General features: G+C 60.5%; 16 protein-coding genes. 12 read left to right on the forward strand and 4 right to left on the reverse strand.

Annotated elements, in window-relative coordinates; genetic code table 11:
- Positions 1–123 precede the first annotated feature (123 nt).
- The 3 genes from ACZ89E_RS30600 to ACZ89E_RS30610 form a co-directional block, all read right to left on the reverse strand.
- Positions 124–1374, reverse strand: a complete 1251-nt coding sequence (locus tag ACZ89E_RS30600; RefSeq protein WP_092279009.1) for a ribonucleotide-diphosphate reductase subunit beta — start codon at positions 1372–1374, stop codon at positions 124–126.
- Positions 1375–1882: 508 nt separating this feature from the next.
- Positions 1883–2137: a hypothetical protein gene (locus ACZ89E_RS30605; protein WP_149657780.1), complete on the reverse strand. Its 255-nt coding sequence runs from the start codon at positions 2135–2137 to the stop codon at positions 1883–1885.
- A gap of 189 nt (positions 2138–2326) precedes the next feature.
- Complete coding sequence (locus ACZ89E_RS30610; RefSeq protein ID WP_149657779.1) at positions 2327–2593, reverse strand: DUF2790 domain-containing protein; 267 nt, start codon at positions 2591–2593, stop codon at positions 2327–2329.
- A gap of 415 nt (positions 2594–3008) precedes the next feature.
- Here ACZ89E_RS30610 and acs point away from each other — a divergent pair, with 415 nt between their 5' ends.
- The 7 genes from acs to argR all read left to right on the forward strand — a co-directional run bounded on the left by acs (position 3009) and on the right by argR (position 11080).
- On the forward strand, positions 3009–4964 hold the full coding sequence (gene acs, locus ACZ89E_RS30615; RefSeq protein ID WP_149657778.1) for an acetate--CoA ligase: 1956 nt from the start codon (positions 3009–3011) through the stop codon (positions 4962–4964).
- Positions 4965–5695: 731 nt separating this feature from the next.
- A complete protein-coding gene (locus ACZ89E_RS30620; protein ID WP_476256992.1) occupies positions 5696–6469 on the forward strand; it encodes an ABC transporter substrate-binding protein in 774 nt (257 codons plus the stop codon).
- A 91-nt stretch (positions 6470–6560) separates the two neighbouring features.
- Positions 6561–7250, forward strand: a complete 690-nt coding sequence (locus ACZ89E_RS30625) for an ABC transporter permease (protein ID WP_123407311.1) — start codon at positions 6561–6563, stop codon at positions 7248–7250.
- Positions 7247–7945: an ABC transporter permease gene (locus tag ACZ89E_RS30630; RefSeq protein ID WP_123514330.1), complete on the forward strand. Its 699-nt coding sequence runs from the start codon at positions 7247–7249 to the stop codon at positions 7943–7945. The genes ACZ89E_RS30625 and ACZ89E_RS30630 overlap by 4 nt, the downstream gene beginning before the upstream one ends.
- Position 7946: 1 nt before the next feature.
- Positions 7947–9059, forward strand: a complete 1113-nt coding sequence (locus ACZ89E_RS30635; protein ID WP_476256993.1) for a M14 family metallopeptidase — start codon at positions 7947–7949, stop codon at positions 9057–9059.
- A 27-nt stretch (positions 9060–9086) separates the two neighbouring features.
- Entirely contained in the window at positions 9087–9851 is a 765-nt protein-coding gene (locus ACZ89E_RS30640; RefSeq protein ID WP_123407318.1) for an ABC transporter ATP-binding protein, read from the forward strand.
- Between the two features lie 248 nt (positions 9852–10099).
- A complete protein-coding gene (gene argR, locus ACZ89E_RS30645; RefSeq protein ID WP_054044763.1) occupies positions 10100–11080 on the forward strand; it encodes a transcriptional regulator ArgR in 981 nt (326 codons plus the stop codon).
- A 37-nt stretch (positions 11081–11117) separates the two neighbouring features.
- Here the strand turns inward: argR and ACZ89E_RS30650 are convergent, their stop codons facing one another.
- On the reverse strand, positions 11118–16154 hold the full coding sequence (locus tag ACZ89E_RS30650; protein ID WP_476256994.1) for a dermonecrotic toxin domain-containing protein: 5037 nt from the start codon (positions 16152–16154) through the stop codon (positions 11118–11120).
- 308 nt (positions 16155–16462) lie between these two features.
- Between ACZ89E_RS30650 and ACZ89E_RS30655 the strand changes: the two genes are divergently transcribed.
- The 5 genes from ACZ89E_RS30655 to astB all read left to right on the forward strand — a co-directional run bounded on the left by ACZ89E_RS30655 (position 16463) and on the right by astB (position 23066).
- Positions 16463–17683, forward strand: coding sequence for an aspartate aminotransferase family protein (locus ACZ89E_RS30655; RefSeq protein ID WP_476256995.1), 1221 nt, complete (start codon positions 16463–16465; stop codon positions 17681–17683).
- A 297-nt stretch (positions 17684–17980) separates the two neighbouring features.
- The gene (gene aruF / locus ACZ89E_RS30660; protein ID WP_149657773.1) at positions 17981–19000 is read left to right on the forward strand and encodes an arginine/ornithine succinyltransferase subunit alpha; all 1020 of its coding nucleotides are present in this window, start codon (positions 17981–17983) and stop codon (positions 18998–19000) included.
- Between the two features lie 61 nt (positions 19001–19061).
- The gene (gene astA / locus ACZ89E_RS30665; protein WP_133837982.1) at positions 19062–20087 is read left to right on the forward strand and encodes an arginine N-succinyltransferase; all 1026 of its coding nucleotides are present in this window, start codon (positions 19062–19064) and stop codon (positions 20085–20087) included.
- The gene (gene astD / locus ACZ89E_RS30670) at positions 20084–21553 is read left to right on the forward strand and encodes a succinylglutamate-semialdehyde dehydrogenase (protein ID WP_178129042.1); all 1470 of its coding nucleotides are present in this window, start codon (positions 20084–20086) and stop codon (positions 21551–21553) included. The genes astA and astD overlap by 4 nt, the downstream gene beginning before the upstream one ends.
- 166 nt (positions 21554–21719) lie before the next feature.
- Entirely contained in the window at positions 21720–23066 is a 1347-nt protein-coding gene (gene astB, locus ACZ89E_RS30675) for an N-succinylarginine dihydrolase (protein ID WP_476256996.1), read from the forward strand.
- Positions 23067–23070 lie beyond the last annotated feature (4 nt).

A 23070-nucleotide genomic window follows, 5' to 3' on the forward strand; every position in this document is an offset into this window, starting at 1 on the left:
GGAAACGGCTGGATATGCTGTAGGAGTTTTAGCCAGGTGATGTAGGGACGACCAAGTTTTCTTCTAGGCATTAAAAAGCCCCGATTAGATCGGGGCTTCTAGGTTTTCGATTAGCCTCGGGAGTTAATCCCAGCTAAGCGCACCACCGGTTTGGTATTCAATAACCCGAGTCTCAAAGAAATTCTTCTCTTTCTTCAAGTCCATAATTTCACTCATCCAAGGGAACGGATTCGTAGTCCCCGGATACTCTTCCTTCAACCCAATCTGCGACAGACGACGGTTAGCGATGAACTTCAGATAGTCCTCCATCATCGCCGCGTTCATGCCGAGTACGCCGCGAGGCATGGTGTCACGCGCGTATTCGATCTCCAGCTGAGTGCCTTGCAGAATCATCTGCGAAGCTTCTTCCTTCATTTCAGCATCCCACAAGTGCGGGTTTTCGATTTTGATCTGGTTGATCACGTCGATGCCGAAGTTCAGGTGCATGGATTCGTCGCGCAGGATGTATTGGAACTGCTCGGCGACGCCGGTCATTTTGTTGCGGCGGCCCATGGAGAGGATTTGGGTGAAGCCGCAGTAGAAGAAGATGCCTTCCAGGACGCAGTAGTAGGCGATCAGGTTGCGCAGCAGTTCTTTGTCGGTTTCGACGGTGCCGGTTTCGAACTTCGGATCGGAGATCGAGCGGGTGTATTTGAGGCCCCAGGTGGCTTTTTTCGCGACCGATGGGATCTCGTGGTACATGTTGAAGATCTCGCCTTCATCCATGGCCAGCGATTCGATGCAGTACTGGTAGGCGTGGGTGTGGATCGCCTCTTCGAACGCCTGGCGCAGGATGTACTGGCGGCATTCCGGGTTGGTGATCAGGCGGTACACGGCCAGGACCAGGTTGTTGGCAACCAGGGAGTCGGCGGTGGAGAAGAAGCCGAGGTTGCGCATGACGATGCGGCGTTCGTCGTCGGTCAGGCCTTCCGGGTCTTTCCAGAGGGCGATGTCGGCGGTCATGTTGACTTCTTGCGGCATCCAGTGGTTTGCGCAGCCGTCCAGATACTTCTGCCAGGCCCAGTCGTACTTGAACGGGACGAGTTGGTTGAGGTCGGCGCGGCAGTTGATCATGCGCTTTTCGTCGACGGCAACACGGGCGGAGGCGCCTTCGAGTTCGGCCAGGCCTTCGGCAACGTCGAGGTTGTCCAGGGCGGCCTTGGCACGGGCGATGGCGGCGGAGTCGGAGGCGGTCACGGCGCGCGCTTCTTGGGCGGCAACGCCACCGGCGGTGTCGAGGCGGTCCATGTTGGCTTCAGTCGCGTGGCCGGCGTTGGCGCCTTTTACGGCTACTTCGCCCGTGTCTTCTTTGTCGAATTCGTCCCAGCTCAGCATGACGTGTCGTCTCCTGCGTGAGGGCCAGATTGCCCATGTGATGGTTTGTCACACGGTCGTACTGGCCGCGTTGGATCTAAGAAAATGTAATTGCAGCTAAGGCAGGCAAAAACAGGAATTTTTTACGGGGCCGAAGCCGCTGACGGGCGCAGAAAAACGCAATCGCTTCTGCGTGGGCTTCAGACTGGCTGCTGATCCGTGTAAGGGAATATTGCAGGCCCGTTTAACGCCGCATTATAGGGAAAAAAACAGGGCTGTGGTGCGACGAAATGGCACTGAGATCGGACGGTGGGGGAGGTTTTTTTGGTCGGAGCGAGGGTTTACAGGGCTTTGGCTGGGTATCGCGGGGGCAGATTTTTTTTCATTAATTTTGGCGAGTTGGTTTTTTTGCTCAAAAAATAGCCAAAAAACCGGTTTTTCACTACATGTTGTGTTTTGAGGCGCTTTTCGATGGCTCCAGACACAACTGAGCCCGACCGAAGTCGGGCAATGCTGATTCAGCCAAATGTCAGCTGAAAGTCGCCGAGTTGGTGCGTTCGAAACCATCGGCAGCGAAGGTCGCCGAGCCGGTTTTGTCGTAGCCGTCTTCTGCAACGGTGGCGGAACCGGTGCGATCGTAGCCATCCGCAGCAACCGCGGCAGAGCCGGTGCGATCGTAACCGTCAGCGGCGACGGCGGAGCCCGTACGGTCATAACCATCAGCAGCGAAAGCGCTACCGGCCAGTACGGAAAGGGTCAGGGCAAGGATCAGTTTGGTTTTCATGGTGGTGGCTCCAGGTTCGTTGGCGTTTTGTGCCTTGGGTGTGGAATTCATACTACGCCGGTTAATTTGATTAAAAAGCGCAAATAATCGCACTAAACAATCGTATTTATCGATGTATACGGTTCGGCGCTTCATCGGCCTTAAACAGCGGGCAGGTGGGTCGAACCGTTAAGGGAAAGTGCGGGAAGATCAGCCGTTAGAGCAGCCGTTACCCATGACGCTATAACGCAGGATGTGGCGTTGGCCTTTGGAGTCGTCGTATTCCATTTTCATCGGAACCACTTCGCACACGTTCGGGACTTCGCTCATGGACACTACATTGGCGATGTCCAAGTGAGTGGAGTAGGTGTATTCCTCTTCTACCACGGGTTGTTGCTGTGCGACATCAGTCGGGACCTCGTCTGCCATGGCGTTTAAGCACAAGCTGCTGAGGGCCAGAACTAATAAAGCTTTCATTTCAGTTTTACCTTTCTAAAGTCGTGAGGGGTCACGCAATCTTTTTGGGATTGCGTGTGGAACTTCAGTACTTGGTGTTTTGATTAACTGCCTTCGTGGGGGCTGCAACTTGGTTAATCAGGGTTGCCTTGTTGGCGGGGCTGATTTTAGGCGTGGGGGGTGGATTCATATACCCGTGGTTTTGATAAACACCTTTCGCGGATTTGGTAACAATCCCTGCAAAGAGCGAAAGTTCACAGGCTTCGCCAGCGCCTACGGGGGCGGGGAGGCCCGGATTGCGGGGGTTTAACCCAAAAAGGGGCGTAACCACGACGTTTTATAGGGGCTTGTTACTACCATCGTCGAATGGTTCTATAGGCCCGGCCCGGCTACAACAGAGCCATACAAAAACAACTATTCCACCGAGGTAAGAAAGATGAGTGCGGCTTCTTTGTATCCCGTTCGTCCCGAGGTAGCAGCCAATACGCTGACTGACGAGGCCACCTATAAGGCCATGTACCAGCAGTCGGTCGTCAACCCGGACGGCTTCTGGCGCGAGCAAGCCAAGCGCCTCGACTGGATCAAGCCTTTCACCACGGTGAAGCAGACTTCCTTCGACGATCACCATGTCGACATCAAATGGTTCGCCGACGGCACCCTGAACGTTTCCTACAACTGCCTCGACCGCCATCTGGCCGAGCGCGGCGATCAAATCGCGATTATCTGGGAAGGGGATGACCCGGCCGAGAGCCGCAACATCACCTACCGCGAGCTGCACGAACAAGTCTGCAAGTTCGCCAACGCCTTGCGCGGCCAGGATGTGCACCGCGGCGACGTGGTGACTATCTATATGCCGATGATCCCTGAAGCCGTGGTCGCCATGCTGGCCTGCACCCGGATCGGCGCGATTCACTCGGTGGTGTTCGGCGGTTTCTCGCCGGAAGCCTTGGCCGGTCGCATCATCGACTGCAAATCCAAAGTAGTGATCACGGCTGACGAAGGTGTTCGTGCCGGCAAGAAGATCCCGCTCAAGACCAACGTCGACGATGCGCTGACCAACCCGGAAACCAGCAGCATCCAGAAAGTCATCGTGTGCAAGCGCACCGGTGGCAACATCAAGTGGAACCAGCATCGCGACATCTGGTACGAAGACCTGATGAAAGTGGCGGGCAGTGTGTGCGCGCCGAAAGAAATGGGCGCTGAAGAAGCACTGTTCATCCTTTACACCTCCGGTTCGACCGGTAAGCCAAAGGGCGTGCAGCACACCACCGCCGGTTACCTGTTGTACGCGGCGATGACCCACGAGCGCGTGTTCGATTATCGTCCGGGCGAAATCTTCTGGTGCACCGCCGACGTCGGCTGGGTCACTGGCCACAGCTATATCGTCTACGGCCCATTGGCCAACGGCGCGACCACGTTGCTGTTCGAAGGCGTACCGAACTATCCGGATATCACCCGGGTGGCGAAGATCATCGACAAGCACAAGGTCAACATCCTCTACACCGCGCCAACCGCGATCCGCGCAATGATGGCGTCGGGGCAAGCCGCTGTTGAAGGCGCCGATGGCAGCAGTTTGCGCCTGCTCGGTTCGGTCGGCGAGCCGATCAACCCGGAAGCGTGGGACTGGTATTACAAGAATGTGGGCAAGTCCCGTTGCCCGATCGTCGATACCTGGTGGCAGACCGAAACCGGCGGCAACATGATGAGCCCGCTGCCGGGTGCTCACGCCCTCAAGCCGGGTTCCGCAGCACGTCCATTCTTCGGTGTGGTGCCGGCGTTGGTCGACAACCTGGGCAACATCATCGAAGGCGTCGCCGAGGGCAACCTGGTGATTCTCGATTCGTGGCCAGGCCAGGCGCGCACGTTGTATGGCGATCACGACCGTTTCGTCGATACCTACTTCAAGACCTTCCGTGGCATGTACTTCACCGGTGACGGCGCCCGTCGCGACGAAGACGGTTATTACTGGATCACCGGTCGCGTGGATGACGTGCTTAACGTTTCCGGGCACCGCATGGGCACGGCCGAGATCGAGAGCGCGATGGTCGCGCACCCGAAAGTCGCCGAGGCTGCCGTGGTTGGCGTGCCGCACGACATCAAGGGGCAGGGCATTTATGTCTACGTCACCCTCAAGAATGGCGAAGAGCCAAGCGAGCAACTGCGCCTGGAGCTGAAAAACTGGGTACGCAAAGAGATTGGCCCGATTGCTTCGCCGGATGTGATCCAGTGGGCGCCAGGGCTGCCGAAAACCCGTTCGGGCAAGATCATGCGCCGGATCCTGCGCAAGATTGCCACGGCCGAATACGATGGGTTGGGGGATATCTCCACCCTGGCGGATCCGGGCGTGGTGCAGCATTTGATTGATACGCACAAGACGATGAACGTCGCGTAAGCAGCGGTTCTGAGTCGCACAAGCCCCGCCAGGCAAAACGTCTGGTGGGGTTTTTTATTGCCTGGGTTTTTGGGGTGGCAGGTCCGGCCTCTTCGCGGGCAAGCCTCGCGCCTACAGAGGTAGGATCGTTCCCACGCTCCGCGTGGGAATGCATCCCGTGACGCTCTGCGTCACAGCGTCAACGGCGGAGGCGGAGCGTCCATGGCGGCATTCCCACGCGGAGCGTGGGAACGATCAACGGGTGAGCCGAATAATTATCGGCATCACCTGTAGGCCATTTCCCACTGTTACCTCCACCCATGAGTGTGTCTGAATGTGTAACCGCCCCCGCCGATCCGGGGCGTAGGGAAACGCAACGTCCCGTTTCAGGGCATCGGAAACGCCCATGAAAAATAAGACATAACGCTGCGCTTGCCGGATTAGAAGGCTTTGCCAATAATAGGCCCGCAATTTGCAGCATAGATCGGTTTACAATCTTTTGCTCTTGCATGAAATTGCAAGGCTGTCAACGTGCCCAAGCGGCATTCTCAGTGCATCTGTAATTAGTTGTCGCATTGAAGAAATATCGACTTCGGGCCTGTCGTTAGAATGCCGATCACTCGCTCGTCGTTGCTCGCGTTGAAATCAGCGCGGGTTTCTCAGGACGCAGCACCGCTTTCCCGTTTAACCCATTCGCATATTGGGCTTGTGCTCACTCTGCCGTTTTTGCCCTTTACCGATGGAGTCCCAAGATGAAGAAACTTGTGCTGCTTGGCGCCCTGGCACTGTCCGTGCTGTCCCTGCCGACCTTCGCCGATGAAAAGCCCCTGAAGATCGGTATCGAAGCGGCGTACCCTCCGTTTGCCTCCAAGGCCCCGGACGGCAGCATCGTCGGTTTCGACTACGACATCGGCAACGCCCTGTGCGAACAGATGCAGGTCAAGTGCGTCTGGGTCGAGCAAGAGTTCGACGGTCTGATCCCGGCACTCAAAGTGCGCAAGATCGACGCGATCCTGTCGTCCATGTCGATCACTGAAGACCGCAAGAAGTCCGTGGACTTCACCAACAAGTACTACAACACCCCGGCGCGCCTGGTCATGAAGGCCGGCACTCAAGTCAGCGAAAGCCTGGCCGAGCTCAAGGGCAAGAACATCGGCGTGCAACGTGGTTCGATCCACGAGCGTTTCGCCCGCGAAGTCCTGGCCCCGCTGGGTGCTGAGATCAAGCCTTACGGTTCGCAGAACGAAATCTACCTCGACGTGGCCGCCGGCCGCCTCGACGGCACCGTGGCAGACGCTACGCTGCTGGATGACGGTTTCCTGAAAACCGACGCCGGCAAAGGTTTCGCCTTCGTCGGTCCGGCCTTCACCGACGTCAAATACTTCGGCGACGGCGTGGGTATTGCCGTTCGCAAGGGTGATGCGCTCAAAGACAAGATCAACACCGCGATCACCGCCGTTCGCGAGAACGGCAAATACAAGCAAATCCAGGACAAGTACTTCGCCTTCGATATCTACGGCAAGTAACACGTCCGAGCGACAAGTCCGAAATGGCGCAAGCAACAGGATCTCTGAGGTTTGCGCCATTTTTTCATCCCAACTTTCGAGGACCTGAATCATGTTGAAAGGCTACGGGGCTGTCATCCTCGATGGCGCATGGCTGACGCTTCAGCTCGCCTTGTCGTCCATGGTCCTGGCCATTGTTCTGGGCTTGATCGGCGTTTCGCTGCGTCTGTCCCCGATCCGCTGGCTGGCCTGGCTGGGCGACCTGTATTCCACGGTGATCCGCGGGATTCCCGATCTGGTGCTGATCCTGCTGATTTTCTACGGTGGTCAGGACCTGCTCAACCGCGTCGCACCGATGCTCGGCTTTGACGACTACATCGACCTGAACCCATTGGCCGCCGGTATCGGCACCCTGGGCTTCATCTTCGGTGCGTACCTGTCGGAAACCTTCCGTGGCGCCTTCATGGCGATCCCGAAAGGTCAGGCAGAAGCGGGCATGGCCTACGGCATGAGCAGTTTTCAGGTGTTCTTCCGGGTGTTGGTGCCGCAGATGATTCGCCTGGCGATTCCGGGTTTCACCAACAACTGGCTGGTACTGACCAAGGCCACCGCGCTGATTTCGGTGGTGGGTCTGCAAGACATGATGTTCAAGGCCAAGCAGGCGGCCGATGCCACCCGCGAACCTTTCACCTTCTTCCTCGCAGTGGCGGCGATGTACCTGGTGATCACCAGTGTCTCGTTGCTGGCATTGCGTCACCTTGAGAAGCGCTACTCGGTAGGCGTAAGGGCGGCTGATCTATGATCTTCGACTACAACGTCATTTGGGAGGCCCTGCCGCTGTACTTCGGCGGCCTGGTGACCACCCTCAAGTTGCTCGCGCTGTCGCTGTTTTTTGGTCTGCTGGCGGCGTTGCCGCTGGGGCTGATGCGCGTGTCCAAGAACTCCGTCGTCAACATGAGTGCCTGGCTGTTCACCTACGTGATCCGCGGCACGCCGATGCTGGTGCAACTGTTCCTGATCTACTACGGCCTGGCGCAGTTCGAAGCCGTACGTGAGAGCTTCATGTGGCCGTGGCTGTCCAGCGCGACGTTCTGTGCGTGCCTGGCCTTTGCGATCAACACCAGCGCCTACACCGCGGAAATCATCGCCGGCAGCCTGCGGGCCACGCCGAACGGCGAGATCGAAGCGGCCAAGGCCATGGGCATGTCCCGCTACAAGATGTACAAGCGCATCCTGCTGCCGTCGGCCTTGCGCCGGGCGCTGCCGCAGTACAGCAACGAAGTGATCATGATGCTGCAGACCACCAGTCTGGCGTCCATCGTGACACTGATCGACATCACCGGTGCCGCGCGCACGGTCAACGCCCAGTTCTACTTGCCGTTCGAGGCGTACATCACCGCCGGCGTGTTCTATCTGTGCCTGACCTTCATCCTGGTGAAGATCTTCAAACTGGCCGAGCGCCGCTGGCTGGGCTATATGGCCCCGCGGAAGCACTGATATGGAACGCATCGATCATTCATTGCCGTGGAGTCACCTGGGCAGCGAACGCCTGATTTCGGTGTTCCGTTTCGGCACTGGCGAGCGCAAGGCCTACATCCAGGCCAGTCTGCATGCCGATGAACTGCCGGGCATGCGCACCGCGTGGGAGCTGAAAAAGCGTTTAGGTGAGCTCGAAGCCCAAGGCTTGCTCAACGGCGTGATCGAACTGGTGCCGGTGGCCAACCCACTGGGCCTCGGTCAACTGTTGCAAGGCAACCATCAAGGGCGTTTCGACGCGGGCAGCGGCAAAAACTTCAACCGCGATTTCGTCGAACTCAGCGCCCCCGTGGCCGCTGCGGTGGACGGGCGCCTGGGGGATGATCCCCACGCCAATATCCGTTTGATCCGCCAGGCCATGAGCGACACCTTGGCCGCATTGCCACCCGCCGCCAGCCAGTTGCAAGGCATGCAGCGCATCTTGCTCAGCCATGCCTGCACCGCCGACGTGGTGCTGGATTTGCATTGCGATGCCGAGGCCGCGCTGCACATGTACGCCTTGCCGCAACATTGGCCGCAATGGCGTTCGCTGGCTGCGCATCTGGACGTGAAGGTGGGTTTGCTGGCGGAAGATTCCGGCGGCAGCTCCTTTGATGAAGCCTGTTCGCTGTCATGGCTGCGTCTGTCGCGGCTGTTCCCGGACGCGCAGATCCCTCTGGCGTGCCTGGCGACCACCATCGAGCTGGGCGGGCAGGCTGACACCGGTCGCCCGCAAGCCGAGTTCCACGCCGAAGGCATTTTGGCGTTCCTCGCCGAGCAAGGCCTGATCAGCGGCGAATGGCCGAAACCGGCGCACGAAGCCTGCGAAGGCATGCCGTTCGAAGGCACTGAATTGCTGTTCGCGCCGCACCCCGGTGTGGTGAGTTTCCTGCGTAAACCCGGTGAATGGATTGAAGCCGGCGATGAGATTTTCGAAGTGATCGATCCGTTGGCGGATCGGGTCAGCACGGTGTGTGCTGGTACGTCCGGGGTGCTGTTTGCCATTGAACGGCTACGTTATGCCCAACCCGGTTTCTGGCTGGCCAAGGTGGCGGGGCGCGAAGCGCTGCGTCACGGGCGCTTGCTTAACGACTGACTGACTGTTTTTGTGAGAACCGACCGCATGTACAAACTTGAAGTCCAAGACCTGCATAAACGCTATGGCAGTCACGAAGTGCTCAAGGGCGTGTCCCTGAAAGCGGCGGCTGGCGATGTGATCAGCATCATCGGCTCCAGTGGCTCCGGCAAAAGTACTTTCCTGCGCTGCATCAACCTGCTCGAGCAGCCGCACGCGGGCAAGATCCTGCTCAACAACGAAGAGCTGAAACTGGTTTCGAACAAGGACGGCGCGCTGAAGGCCGCCGACCCGAAACAGCTGCAACGCATGCGTTCGCGCCTGTCGATGGTGTTCCAGCATTTCAACCTGTGGTCGCACATGACCGCGCTGGAAAACATCATGGAAGCGCCGGTCCACGTGCTCGGCATGACCAAGGCCGAAGCGCGCGAGAAAGCCGAGCACTACCTGAACAAGGTTGGCGTGGCTCATCGTAAAGACGCTTACCCGGGCCATATGTCCGGCGGCGAGCAGCAGCGCGTGGCAATTGCCCGTGCACTGGCGATGGAGCCTGAAGTGATGCTGTTCGACGAACCGACTTCGGCTCTGGACCCGGAACTGGTCGGCGACGTGCTGAAAGTCATGCAGGCCCTGGCGCTGGAAGGCCGGACCATGGTGGTGGTGACCCACGAAATGGGCTTCGCCCGTGAAGTGTCGAACCAGTTGGTGTTCCTGCACAAAGGTGTGGTTGAAGAGAGCGGCAACCCGCGTGAAGTGCTGGTCAATCCACAGTCCGAGCGTCTGCAACAGTTCCTCTCGGGCAGCCTGAAGTAAACCGGGCTCCCGTTGTGCACCGGGATAGTGCATGCTTCGCGACCTAAAGACTGGCCTCGATCCCCTGTAGGAGCGAGGCTTGCCCGCGAAGAGGCCGTGTCAGTCGACATCATTTGTGAATGACACACCGCCTTCGCGGGCAAGCCACGCTCCTACAGGGGATCGCTGCCAGTTTCGAGATAAGCGTTCATTTACGGGCTAGCATTGGCCCATGCCTTCATCACTGTTTTCGTTTCGGATTGCCCGCCATGACTGCCCATCGAATTGGTTTCCTGATTTGGCCCAGCACTAAAGCTCTGACGCTTGCGCTGGCTGAGGAGGCCTTGCGTGTTGCCCAGCGTGTGCATCCGGACGTTGTCTACGAACTGTCGTTCTTGCAGGCCGAACCGCCGACCGAAGGTGCCTGGCAATTGCCCGGTGAACCCTGGGCCGGCAAGCTCGAAAACTTCCAGAAACTGTTTTTGCTCGCCGATGAGCCGCCGACCGCACTCGCGCCAGCCCTCAGCAGTTCGCTGAAACAACTGGTGCGCGCCGGTTGTGTGATCGGTGGTTTGTCCGCCGGGGTCTACCCGTTGGCGCAGCTCGGTTTGCTCGACGGTTATCGCGCCGCCGTGCACTGGCGCTGGCAGGACGATTTCGCCGAACGCTTCCCGAAAGTCATCGCCACCAGTCATTTGTTCGACTGGGATCGCGATCGCCTCACCGCGTGCGGTGGCCTGTCGGTGCTCGACTTGCTGCTGGCGGTACTGGCCCGTGACCATGGCGCCGAACTGGCCGGTGCGGTGTCCGAAGAACTGGTGGTCGAACGCATCCGCGAGGGTGGCGAACGCCAGCGCATTCCCCTGCAAAACCGTCTCGGCTCCAGCCATCCGAAGCTCACCCAAGCGGTGTTGCTGATGGAAGCCAACATCGAAGAGCCCCTGACCACCGACGAAATCGCCCAGCACGTGTGCGTGTCCCGCCGGCAGTTGGAGCGGATCTTCAAGCAATACCTCAACCGCGTGCCGAGCCAGTACTACCTGGAACTGCGCCTGAACAAGGCCCGGCAGATGTTGATGCAAACCAGCAAGTCGATCATCCAGATCGGCCTGTCGTGTGGCTTCTCTTCGGGGCCGCACTTCTCCAGCGCCTACCGCAATTTCTTCGGCGCCACGCCGCGGGAAGATCGCAACCAGCGGCGCAGCAGCAGTCCGTTCGAATTGTCCTCGGTGCCTTCCGAGCGCGGTTGATCCGGTCGATGTGCGCCAGCAGGGCTGGCGCCGCGATTCAGTCTTCCACCGTCGATTCCTCCGAGTCCGACACCTCCAATTCAGCCAGTTGGATAACCTCTTCCACGCCGAAGTCGCAGTGGGTGTTCTTGAAGTAAGCCAGCAGCAGTTGCAGGCTCTGCTCGGAAAGCGGATTGCCGCGCAGGTTGATTCTTTCAGCGAGCTCCACCGGCGTCTCCAGAATGGCGTGGGGTAGCTCGACGATCCGGTTGTCGCTCAAGTTGGCAATGTCGAGCTCGGTGAGGTTCAGCAGGCCCGGGGGTAATTCGGTGATCTGCGTGTGATCGAGAATCAACGTGGCCATTTGAGGCATATGGCTGACGTCCGGGGCGAGCATCAGCGGGTTGCCACCCAGGTCGAGGAAATCCAGGTGCTCCATGCCCGCCAACGCCTGGACCGTGTTGGCCGTCAATGTGATTTCGCAATCCGGCAGGACCAGTGATTTGAGCGCGCCTATGTGGAACACCGATTGCGGAAGCTCCCCCAATCGGTAGTCACGAATGGTCAAGCCTTCGAGATTGGGGAAGCAGCGCAGGAAACCATCGCCGACCGAGGTCACGCCATCCATGCTGTGCAGGTAGAGGTGCGACACGTGGCTGAAGTCGGCGGTCAGTGTCGGCAGTTGGCCGATGACCACGTAGTCCAGGGCCAGTTCATAGGAGGCTTCCAGGGTTTCGTTGAAATCATCCAGCTCCGTCTCCTTGCGCCAGCCTTTCTCGATCATGCGCTTGAGGTCGTCACGGGTGCTGTGTTCGATCAGCTCTTCTTGCGCAGTCAGGGGTTGGCCAGTGACAGGGTGGACGGCGGGAAGGTCGGCAGTCCAGACGGCGAGCGCCGTCGTCAGCGTGTCGTACTCGGCTTCCAGGCGTGTGAGTTCGACACGTCCTTGCTCCAGCGTGCCCGGCAGTCGGTAGACGAAGTCGCTGGCCATCTCGCGATCCAGTTTCGGATACAGGTTGGCGGCGCGTTCCAGATCGGCTTGCGGGGCGTAGATCCCCCAATCTTCGTTCTTCGCTTGAAAATAGGCTTTCACGCGATCCCGGGTCTGGGCGTCGTAGGGGTTGCCGCCGAGGTCAAAGCCCCTGGCTTGGCTGGCGGGCAAGTCGAACAGTTCAAGGGGCAGTTCGGTCATCTGGTTGTCCGGCAGGATGACGCCATTGAGATGCTCCAGGCTCAGCAGACCGGGCGGCAGTTGGGTCAGGCCAGTGTCGCCAAGGTCGAAATAGCTCAGGTAGGTCATGGCCTGGGGGCTGACGATCAGGCCCAGCGGGTTTTTCGACAGGTCCAGCACCTTGAGCCGACTCAACGAGCCGAGGGTGGCTTGGGTCTGGGCAGTCAGGGTGATGCCGCAGTTGCTGAGCACTATTTGGGTCAGGTTCGGCAGGTGGGCGATGGATTCCGGGAACGTGGCCAGGGGCAGGTTTCGAACCTCGATGCGTTCCAGGCCGGTGAAGTGACTGAGAAACGCTGCGCCGCCCCGGGTGTTCGGATGGCCCTCCAGAATCAGGAACGACACGTGGCTGAAGTCGGCGTGCAACTCCGGCAGTTCGCCGATGATCGGGCGGGTGCACCGGAACATGTAGCCGCGATCGCCTGCGTCCAGGTCGCCGTCATTCAGGGCCGTTTGCCGACGCCAGCAACGCTGCAATTCTTCCATCAGCAACCTGCGGTTTTGCAGGGCGTCCAGGCGCTGGGCGATGCTGAGCCTGGCCCCGGTTTGCTGGTCGAAATAGGGGGTGGCCAGGGTCCAGAGGTGCAGTTCGTCATGGAGCGTTCTGTATTCGTGGTAGCGCCGCGACAGTTCCATCCAGCCGCCATCGGGATGCTGTTGCAAGGCCTGCACGTAGGCGTCGACCTCTTCAGGAATAAACGCCGGGTAAAGTTCGCGGACCCGATCCTGCAGCGAAGGCGCTCCGGGTTGCAGATGATGGTAGCCCTCCATGCCGCCGGGCAGGCGCATGGTGTGCGGGTCGTAATGCGGTTTGCGCAGCGGGTGCGGGGATAAGACTTTCTGCAAGGCCTCATGATCCAGCGCATGTTCGCGCACCAGTTGCTTGAGCCGTGGGCCCTGGCCGGTGCGCAGTTGCAGTCGCTGGCGTTCGCTGTCCGGCAACGCCCACAGCACGCTGCTGTAGAAATCCTCGCGGTTGGCCAGTGCCTCGCCGCGTTCGTCGTAGGCCTGGTAACCGCCCTCTTCCAGTTGCACCAGCACTTTGCGCTCAGGGGCCTGTGGGCTGCCGATGCTGTCGAGGCGTTCGCCGCTGAACGAGTAGCGCGTGACCTCGAGGCGAACCTGGCCCGACCAACCCGGCAGCCGTGGCAATGAATGCAAGGCCAGTCGAGCGGTGTCAGGGTTGTCCGGTGAAGCCAGTTCCAGGCTTTCCCGGGCGCGCACCGCTCGCACGTGTTCCTGGGCCCAGCGTGCCCGCTCTTGAAGCTCGCGGCTGAGCGTGCCTTGTTCCAGTAGTTGCAGGTCTTTGCCGCTGGCGCTGTTGAGCAGTTCCTCGGCGACACTGGCCGGCAGGCCCCGAACCTCGTCCATCAGGCGCCGCGCCCGGGGCTCGACGTTGCGCTCCAGCGCACGATAACGGGACTCGAACAAGGTGCCGCGCCGTTCCTGCACGATGCGCGCGAGGCGGGCACGCAAGTTCGCGGCGCGAGCCTCCAGCGCCAGAACGGGGGCGCCGAAGCTCTCCTCGAACAGGGTTCTGATTTCTGCCTTGCTCAGAAAACTCAGGGCCATTTCCAGCACGTCGCCACGGCCCATCGGCAGGTCAAAAACCAGGGCGCCCTGGGTCAATCCGGTGTGACTGCGCCAGGCTGTTTGCCCGCTGCTGTCGATCAAACGCAGCCCTTTGCCCTGGGGCCATGGCAGTTGCTCGGTGAGCAATTGCAGTTGGGTTTGCGGGTCGGCCGAGAGGTACGTGCGCAGGTCCTGGCTGGCGATGCGCTCGATAAAGGTTTGCAGGTCCTTGTCGATCTTGAAGCGCTTGAGGGTGTCGGCCAGCAGCGGCGGCAGGGGTTGATGGTCGACATGCATGCGGCGCAAGGCATTTTCGTGATAGCCGCTGATTCGCAGCACTTGTTCGCGTTCACTGGCCGAGAGTGTGTCGGCCACCTGCCCGAGGCGTTGCAGCAGCGTTGCGCGATCCCAGGTCAGCGGCTGTTCGAGTTCGGTGTGCCAGGTGCCATTGCCGTTGGTTTCCAGGCGCGGCTTGTAGGCCTCGGGTCGGGTCGGATGCTCGATGCGAAACTGGCCGCGAGTGGCGTCATGGGAAACCTGGTAGTGCGTGTCTTCCAGGGGCAGCAAGGTGTGCTCGCCGAGGGTGTGCAACCCTTGTGCATTGGGGCGGCTGCCGCTCGGCAGCGGGGTTTGCCGTTGGTAAGGCCCCAGGTCGCCGTTCCAGTAGCGGGTTTGACCGTCAGTGGATTTGACCGGCGTGAAGCGGTCAATGAAATCAATCCACGCCTTGGGCAACGCCTGGCGAAACGTCTGGGTCGCCACGGTGGCGCCGGCGGCGAAGATCCCCAGTTGCACCAGGGTTTGCAGCACGTTCATGGTGTGTTCGAAGGCTTGGTCGGTCAGGCCTTGCGCCCAGTCGATGATGCCCTCGAAGGTTTCGTCGAGCACTTGGTAAACGGTGTAGGCCAGCATCAACTCGCCGAGGAAGGGCACGAAGGGCGCCGCAACGAACGCGGCAATCTGCAGCAGGGTGGAGGCGATGTGAGTAAAGGATTCCCAGCGTTCCCAGCGCTGCTTTTGGTCACTGCTGGCAGTCGAGACGGCCAGGGTGCGGCCATCGTTGAGGATCTTGTCCAGTTGGCGCTGATACAGGTGTTGCCACAGATTGCCGCTGATGGCGTGGCAGGCAAACTGCAGGTTGCTGTGCGGTGCCGGGCTTTCGCGCCAGGTCGGTTGCGGGTCGCCGACGCTGTGCGGGTGCCAGGTGATCCGGGACAAGCGCTGGTTGAGGCCGGCGAAAAAATACCCGCGGTCCGCGTGATTAATGAAGCGACTGAAAAACCGCTGGTAGTCGGGCGAGCGCAGTTTGCCGCTAAGGTCGGCCATGAAGTGCGCGGTGGACGGGTATTGCTTGAGCGGCGACTGAGGATCATCCGGGATGTACGCCACCACCGGCACCGCACTGCGGTTGAGTTCCAGGTCGGGGGCGAACAGCAGGATGCCGGTCACGCTGGCCGACATGATCGTCAGGTCGTGGCACAGCAGCGGTTTACCGTCGAGCAGCATGCCCGGCACTTCATTGATCACGCCGAGCATCGCGTTATAGGTGTGCGGTGTTAACGGCTGGTCGTCGATCAACGCTAATTCCAGCGCCAGGCGCAGCGCGGCTTTGTGGCTGTCCTTGACTTGCTGTTGCAACACTGCCTGGGTCACCGGGTTGCTCGTCCCCAGGTTGTCTTCGAGCCAGTCCTGATATTGCTGGCCGATATCCAGTTCCCGGCACAGGCGCACAAAGTCCGGAATCGTCAGGCGATCCTTGAGGTGCCCAAGCACCTCGAAATGACCGGTCGCCGAGGGCTGGGTGATGTAGGTGGAGTTGGCCTCGTAAGCATCGGTTTCGGCCTCCGATGGCTCGAAGTTGTGCAGCGCGGCGTCGAGCAGCGACACCGTCCAGGCGCGGGCACCGCCGGACTGGATCGGGAACCAGGGAATCGACGCGGGCACGTACAGGCGCAAAAACGTGCGATTGACGTCCAGGTCGAGGCCGTATTGGTTTTTCAACGCGTCGCGCAACAAGGGCTCGCCGAAGGCGCGCGGGTCTTGCAGCTGTTGCAGGCGCTGGTCGACGCTGTTCTGGGCGGTCCAGTAGCTGGCGTTCAGCCGCTTCAGAATCTGGTGTTGCGCAGGCGAGGTGTTTTTGAAGGCCTGGCGGATCTGCGGCGCCGTGGCGCTCAGGGCGGCTCGGCGGGAAGGGCTGGCGTCGATCAGCCAGCGGGGCAGGGTGTTGGCGAGGTGGCCATAGTGGTTGTCGAAATGCTGCGGCCATAGAGGCTGCGCTTTGGAATCAGTCACGGGTTCGTCCCTGAACAGGTTGGGGGACGCCAGCAGACACCGAATCGATCGCGCAGGTGCGGTACATAGTTACCGCACATTCGCCAACCACTTGAAATCTAATGTCGCGCACGCTGCCGCTCATCCCGTGCATCGGTTTAAACTGCGCCTTTGCGACGGTATATGTCGCATTGCCGTAAACCCGGCTGAAACCGGGGTTTGCGCTATAAGAAGTTGTCGCTTGGCGGCAAGGCCGGGCTGAAAACTGTCCTTACAATCCCCTCATCGCTCGCCAGTTTCAGGCGAGTGTTCCTCTTCAGGAGACTCCGATGTCCGTTGAGCACGCTGCGGTACAACGCGCCGATTTCGACCAGGTAATGGTTCCCAACTACGCGCCTGCCGCATTCATCCCTGTGCGTGGTGCCGGTTCCCGCGTCTGGGACCAGTCTGGCCGCGAGCTGATCGACTTCGCCGGCGGGATTGCCGTTAACGTATTGGGCCATGCGCACCCGGCGCTGGTCAGTGCCTTGACCGAGCAGGCGAACAAGCTGTGGCACGTGTCCAATGTGTTCACCAATGAGCCGGCCCTGCGCCTGGCGCATAAGCTGATCGACGCCACGTTTGCCGAGCGCGTGTTCTTCTGCAACTCCGGCGCCGAAGCCAACGAGGCCGCGTTCAAGCTGGCCCGTCGCGTCGCCTTCGATCGTTTCGGTACTGAGAAGTACGAAATTATCGCCGCGCTGAACAGCTTCCACGGCCGCACCCTGTTCACCGTGAACGTCGGTGGCCAGTCGAAGTATTCCGACGGTTTCGGTCCGAAAATCACCGGTATCGCCCACGTGCCTTACAACGATCTGGCGGCTTTGAAAGCGGCTGTTTCGGACAAGACCTGCGCCGTGGTGCTGGAACCGATCCAGGGCGAGGGCGGCGTGCTGCCGGCCGAACTGGCTTACCTGCAAGGTGCCCGCGAACTGTGCACCGAGCACAACGCGTTGCTGGTGTTCGACGAAGTGCAAACCGGCATGGGCCGCAGCGGCAAGCTGTTCGCCTACCAGCATTACGGCGTGACCCCGGACATCCTGACCAGCGCCAAGAGCCTGGGCGGCGGTTTCCCGATCGCGGCGATGCTGACCACCGAAGACCTGGCCAAACACCTGGTCGTCGGCACCCACGGCACCACTTACGGCGGCAACCCGCTGGCGTGTGCGGTTGCGGAAGCCGTGATCGACGTGATCAACACCCCTGAAGTGCTGGCCGGCGTCAATGCCAAGCACGACAAGTTCAAGGCGCGCCTGGAACAGATCGGCGAGAAATACGGCCTGTTCACCCAGGTCCGTGGCCTGGGCCTGTTGATCGGTTGTGTGCTGAGCGATGCCTGGAAAGGCAAGGCCAAGGACATCTTCAACGCCGCCGAGCGTGAAGGCCTGATGATCCTGCAAGCCGGCCCGGACGTGATTCGCTTCGCCCCGAGCCTGGTGGTGGAAGACGCCGACATCGATGCCGGCCTGGATCGTTTCGAGCGCGCTGCTGCAAAACTGACGCAAGCCTGATCCACCCTTCGACGCCTGACAATTCAGGCGTCGATCCAAATTTTTATGCCGGGTTAGCTTCAATGTGGGGGCGGGCTTGTTGTGGCGAGGGGGCTTGCCCCCGTTCGATTGCGCAGCAATCGTGAATCGGTTTCCACGTTCTGATTCGAGAGTGTGGTGACTGATTTAGGGCCGCTTCGCGACCCAACGGGGGCAAGCCCCCTCGCCACACAAGGGCTCCCACAGTTGGCTCTGAGAGATTTCAGGACTGACCCGGCTATTTTTCCTATAAGAGTTTTTCGAGAAAGGAGTGACACCATGCTGGTGATGCGCCCCGCGCAAATGGCTGATCTGGGCGAGGTACAGCGTCTGGCTGCGGACAGCCCGATTGGTGTCACTTCCTTGCCGGATGACGTTGAACGCCTGAGCGACAAGATCGCGGCGAGCGAGGCCTCGTTTTCCGCTGAAGTCAGCTTCAACGGTGAAGAGAGCTATTTCTTCGTCCTCGAAGACAGCGCCACCGGCAAACTGGCGGGCTGCTCGGCGATCGTTGCCTCGGCCGGTTATTCCGAGCCGTTCTACAGCTTCCGTAATGAAACCTTCGTGCACGCCTCCCGCGAGCTGAAGATTCATAACAAGATCCACGTGCTCTCCCAGTGCCACGACCTGACCGGCAACAGCTTGCTGACCAGTTTCTACGTGAAGCCGGAGCTGGTGGGTTCGCCGTGGGCAGAACTCAACTCCCGTGGTCGTCTGCTGTTCGTCGCCAGCCACCCGGAGCGCTTCGCCGATTCCGTGGTGACCGAGATCGTCGGTTACAGCGATGAAAATGGCGACTCGCCGTTCTGGGACGCCATCGGTCGCAACTTCTTCGACCTCAACTACGCCGCCGCCGAGCGTCTGTGTGGCTTGAAGAGCCGGACCTTCCTCGCCGAGCTGATGCCGCATTACCCGATCTACGTGCCGCTGCTGCCGGACTCCGCGCAAGAAGCCATGGGCCAGGTGCATCCGCGTGCGCAGATCACGTTCGACATCCTGATGCGCGAAGGCTTCGAGACTGATCACTACATCGACATTTTCGACGGCGGCCCGACCTTGCACGCCCGTGTCTCGGGAATCCGCTCGATCGCCCAGAGCCGTGTGGTCCCGGTGAAAATCGGTGAGCCGGTCAAAGGCGCCGGTCGTCAATACCTGGTGGCCAACGCCCAGTTGCAGGATTACCGCGCCGTGTTGCTCGAGCTCGATTACGCGCCGGGCAAACCCGTGACCCTGGATCTGGAAGCGGCCGAAGCCCTGGGCGTCGGCGAAGGTGCCAGCGTGCGCCTGGTCGCGGTTTAAGCTTGCTTATAAAAGCTGAGAGTTTCACGGGTGGCGCGAGCGGCCCGTTTGAGGAGATAGCATGATCGTTCGTCCCGTACGCAGCAGCGATTTACCCGCTCTGATCGACCTGGCCCGCAGCACCGGCACCGGCCTGACTACCTTGCCTGCCAACGAAGAACGTCTGGCCCATCGGGTCGGCTGGGCCGAAAAAACTTTTCGCGGCGAAGCCGGGCGGGGCGATGCGGACTACCTGTTCGTGCTCGAAGACGACAACGGTCGCGTGGTGGGGATTTCCGCCATCGCCGGCGCGGTCGGCATGCGTGAGCCCTGGTACAACTTCCGGGTCGGCCTGACCGTCAGCGCTTCGCAAGAGCTGAACATCTACCGCGAAATCCCGACGCTATTCCTGGCCAACGACCTGACCGGTAACTCCGAGTTGTGCTCGCTGTTCCTGCACGCCGATTACCGCAGTGGCCTCAATGGCCGCATGTTGGCCAAGGCGCGGATGCTGTTCATCGCTGAATTCCCGCAACTGTTCGGCAACAAGATCATCGCCGAGATGCGCGGTGTGTCCGATGAAGCCGGGCGTTCGCCGTTCTGGGAGAGCCTGGGTCGGCACTTCTTCAAGATGGAATTCAGCCAGGCCGATTACCTGACCGGCGTGGGCAACAAGGCGTTCATCGCTGAACTGATGCCGAAGTTTCCGCTGTACACCTGCTTCCTGTCGCCAGATGCGCGCAACGTGATCGGCCAGGTTCACCCGGACACCGAGCCGGCCCTGTCGATGCTCAAGAGCGAAGGTTTCAGCTATCAGGGCTACGTCGACATCTTCGACGCTGGCCCGGCGGTGGAATGCGAAACCGGCAAGATCCGCGCCGTGCGCGACAGCCAGGCGCTGGTGCTGGCCATCGGCACCCCAGGTGACGACGCCACACCGTTCCTGATTCACAACCGCAAGCGCGAAGACTGCCGGATCACTGCCGCACCTGCACGCTTCGCCGCCGGTACGTTGGTGGTCGATCCGCTGACCGCCAAACGTCTTCAACTCAACGCCGGCGATCAAGTGCGCGCCGTTCCGTTGTCCGCTGCTCGGGAGTCGAAATAATGAATTCGCTATACATCGCAGGTGAATGGCTGGCTGGCCAGGGTGAAGCTTTTCAATCGCTGAACCCGGTGACCCAGCAAGTGTTGTGGACCGGCGAAGGCGCCACCACCGCTCAGGTTGAATCCGCCGTGCAAGCCGCGCGTCAGGCGTTCCCGGGCTGGGCCCGTCGCACCCTGGACGAGCGCATCAGCGTGCTCGAAGCCTTTGCCGCCGCGCTGAAAAATCATTCTGACGAACTGGCCCGCTGCATCGGTGAAGAAACCGGCAAACCCCTGTGGGAGTCGGCGACTGAAGTCACCAGCATGGTCAACAAGATTGCCATCTCGATTCAGAGCTACCGCGAACGCACCGGCGAGAAGAGCGGCCCATTGGGCGACGCCACTGCCGTGTTGCGCCACAAGCCGCACGGTGTGGTCGCGGTGTTCGGTCCTTATAACTTCCCGGGCCACTTGCCCAACGGTCACATCGTGCCGGCGCTACTGGCCGGTAACAGCGTGCTGTTCAAGCCCAGCGAGCTGACGCCGAAAGTCGCCGAGCTGACGGTCAAGTGCTGGATCGAAGCCGGCCTGCCGGCGGGCGTGTTGAACCTGCTGCAAGGCGCTCGTGAAACCGGGATCGCCCTGGCGGCGAACCCGGGGATCGACGGTCTGTTCTTCACCGGTTCGAGCCGCACTGGCAATCACCTGCATCAACAATTCGCCGGTCGCCCGGACAAGATCCTGGCGCTGGAAATGGGCGGTAACAACCCATTGATCGTCGACGAAGTGGCGGATGTTGAAGCCGCCGTCTACACCATCATCCAGTCGGCCTTCATTTCCGCCGGTCAGCGTTGCACCTGTGCCCGCCGCTTGCTGGTGCCGCAAGGTGCCTGGGGTGACGCATTGCTGGCGCGCCTGGTGGCGGTCAGCGCGACGATTGATGTTGGTGCGTTTGATCAGACGCCGGCGCCGTTCATGGGCTCGGTGATTTCCCTTGGCGCGGCGAAAGCGTTGATGGATGCCCAGGAACATCTGCTGGGCAACGGCGCGGTGGCGCTGCTGGAAATGACTCAGCCCCAGGCGCAAGCCGCGCTGCTGACCCCGGGCATTCTCGACGTGACCGCCGTGGCCGATCGTCCTGACGAAGAGCTGTTCGGCCCGTTGCTGCAAGTGATCCGCTACGCTGATTTTGAAGCGGCGATCACCGAAGCCAACGACACCGACTATGGCCTGGCGGCCGGTTTGCTGTCGGATTCCGAAGCGCGTTATCAGCAGTTCTGGCTGGAAAGCCGCGCCGGGATCGTCAACTGGAACAAGCAGCTGACCGGTGCCGCGAGCAGCGCGCCATTCGGCGGCGTCGGCGCCTCGGGCAACCATCGCGCCAGCGCCTACTACGCGGCGGATTACTGCGCGTACCCGGTGGCTTCGCTGGAAACGCCGAGCCTGACGTTGCCTGCGACCCTGACGCCTGGCGTACGGATGGCGTAGCGCCCATTCGCGGGCAAGCCTCGCTCCTACAGGTTTTGTGGCGTCCGCATAATCGGCACACACCACAAATCCCGTAGGAGCAAGGCTTGCCCGCGAACGCCGCGACGCGGTCTTACTGAATTGTTACCAGATGCCTATAAAAACAGATTCTCGTGGAGCCTCGCTGATGAAATCCTATGAAGTCAATTTTGACGGTCTAGTGGGGCCGACCCATAACTACGGCGGCCTGTCCTACGGCAACGTCGCGTCCCAGAGCAACAGCCAGCAGTCTTCGAACCCGAAGGAAGCGGCGTTGCAAGGCCTGGCAAAAATGAAAGCCCTGATGGAAATGGGCTTTCAACAAGGCGTACTGGCACCGCAAGAACGCCCGGATGTCGCTGCATTGCGCCGTTTGGGTTTCAGCGGCACCGACGCCCAAGTGATCGAGCGGGCTGCCAAAGAAGCCATGCCGCTGCTGGTCGCCAGTTGCTCGGCCTCGAGCATGTGGGTCGCCAACGCCGCCACGGTCAGCCCGAGTGCGGACACTGCTGATGGCCGGGTGCATTTCACCGCCGCCAACCTCAATTGCAAATACCACCGCAGCATCGAACACCCGACCACCAGCCGCGTGCTGGGCGCGATGTTCGCTGACCAGAAACACTTCGCGCACCACGCCGCCTTGCCGGCCGTGGCGCAGTTCGGTGACGAAGGCGCGGCCAACCACACCCGTTTCTGCCGTGAGTACGGCAAGGCGGGCGTCGAGTTCTTCGTGTTCGGTCGCAGCGCTTTCGACAACCGCTACCCGGCACCGCAGAAATACCCGGCGCGCCAGACCCTCGAAGCGTCCCAGGCCGTAGCGCGTTTGCACGGCTTGAGCGATGACGGCGTGGTTTACGCGCAGCAGAACCCATCGGTAATCGATCAGGGCGTGTTCCACAACGACGTGATTGCCGTGGGCAACGGCGAAGTCTTGTTCTATCACGAGGACGCGTTCCTCGACACCGAACAGATGCTGGCCGAGCTTTCCGGAAAACTCGCCAAGGTCGGTGGGAAATTTCAGTCTGTGTGTGTTCCGCGTTCCGCGGTTACCGTGGAAGACGCGGTTCGGTCCTACCTGTTCAATAGCCAGCTTCTGTCGCGTCCTGACGGCTCGATGCTCTTGATCGTGCCGGAAGAATGCCGTGGCAACGAGCGCGTCTGGCAGTACCTGCAAGGTTTGACCAGCTCCGGCGGGCTGATCCGCGAAGTGAAAGTCTTCGATCTGAAACAGAGCATGCAGAACGGCGGTGGCCCGGCTTGCCTGAGACTTCGCGTCGCACTCAACGAAACCGAACTGGCGGCGGTCAATCCAGGGGTTATCATGACGGCACCGTTGTACGGCACGCTGACCGAATGGGTCGACAAGCACTACCGCGACCGCATGACCGAAAACGATCTGGCGGACCCGCAATTGCTGCTTGAATGCCGGACGGCACTGGATGAATTGACGCAAATCCTTAAACTGGGCGCGGTTTATCCATTCCAGATCAATTAAGGGC

This window comes from Pseudomonas sp. TE3899 (assembly GCF_056279105.1).

Bases quoted from the DNA above. Each gene is read 5' to 3' on its own strand.
- ACZ89E_RS30600 (WP_092279009.1), bottom strand. From the start codon at position 1,374: ATGCTGAGCTGGGACGAATTCGACAAAGAAGACACGGGCGAAGTAGCC.
- ACZ89E_RS30625 (WP_123407311.1), top strand. From the start codon at position 6,561: ATGTTGAAAGGCTACGGGGCTGTCATCCTCGATGGCGCATGGCTGACG.
- astA (WP_133837982.1), top strand. From the start codon at position 19,062: ATGATCGTTCGTCCCGTACGCAGCAGCGATTTACCCGCTCTGATCGAC.
- ACZ89E_RS30610 (WP_149657779.1), bottom strand. From the start codon at position 2,593: ATGAAAGCTTTATTAGTTCTGGCCCTCAGCAGCTTGTGCTTAAACGCC.
- astB (WP_476256996.1), top strand. From the start codon at position 21,720: ATGAAATCCTATGAAGTCAATTTTGACGGTCTAGTGGGGCCGACCCAT.
- ACZ89E_RS30635 (WP_476256993.1), top strand. From the start codon at position 7,947: ATGGAACGCATCGATCATTCATTGCCGTGGAGTCACCTGGGCAGCGAA.
- ACZ89E_RS30620 (WP_476256992.1), top strand. From the start codon at position 5,696: ATGAAGAAACTTGTGCTGCTTGGCGCCCTGGCACTGTCCGTGCTGTCC.
- acs (WP_149657778.1), top strand. From the start codon at position 3,009: ATGAGTGCGGCTTCTTTGTATCCCGTTCGTCCCGAGGTAGCAGCCAAT.
- ACZ89E_RS30640 (WP_123407318.1), top strand. From the start codon at position 9,087: ATGTACAAACTTGAAGTCCAAGACCTGCATAAACGCTATGGCAGTCAC.
- ACZ89E_RS30630 (WP_123514330.1), top strand. From the start codon at position 7,247: ATGATCTTCGACTACAACGTCATTTGGGAGGCCCTGCCGCTGTACTTC.
- ACZ89E_RS30605 (WP_149657780.1), bottom strand. From the start codon at position 2,137: ATGAAAACCAAACTGATCCTTGCCCTGACCCTTTCCGTACTGGCCGGT.
- aruF (WP_149657773.1), top strand. From the start codon at position 17,981: ATGCTGGTGATGCGCCCCGCGCAAATGGCTGATCTGGGCGAGGTACAG.
- argR (WP_054044763.1), top strand. From the start codon at position 10,100: ATGACTGCCCATCGAATTGGTTTCCTGATTTGGCCCAGCACTAAAGCT.
- ACZ89E_RS30655 (WP_476256995.1), top strand. From the start codon at position 16,463: ATGTCCGTTGAGCACGCTGCGGTACAACGCGCCGATTTCGACCAGGTA.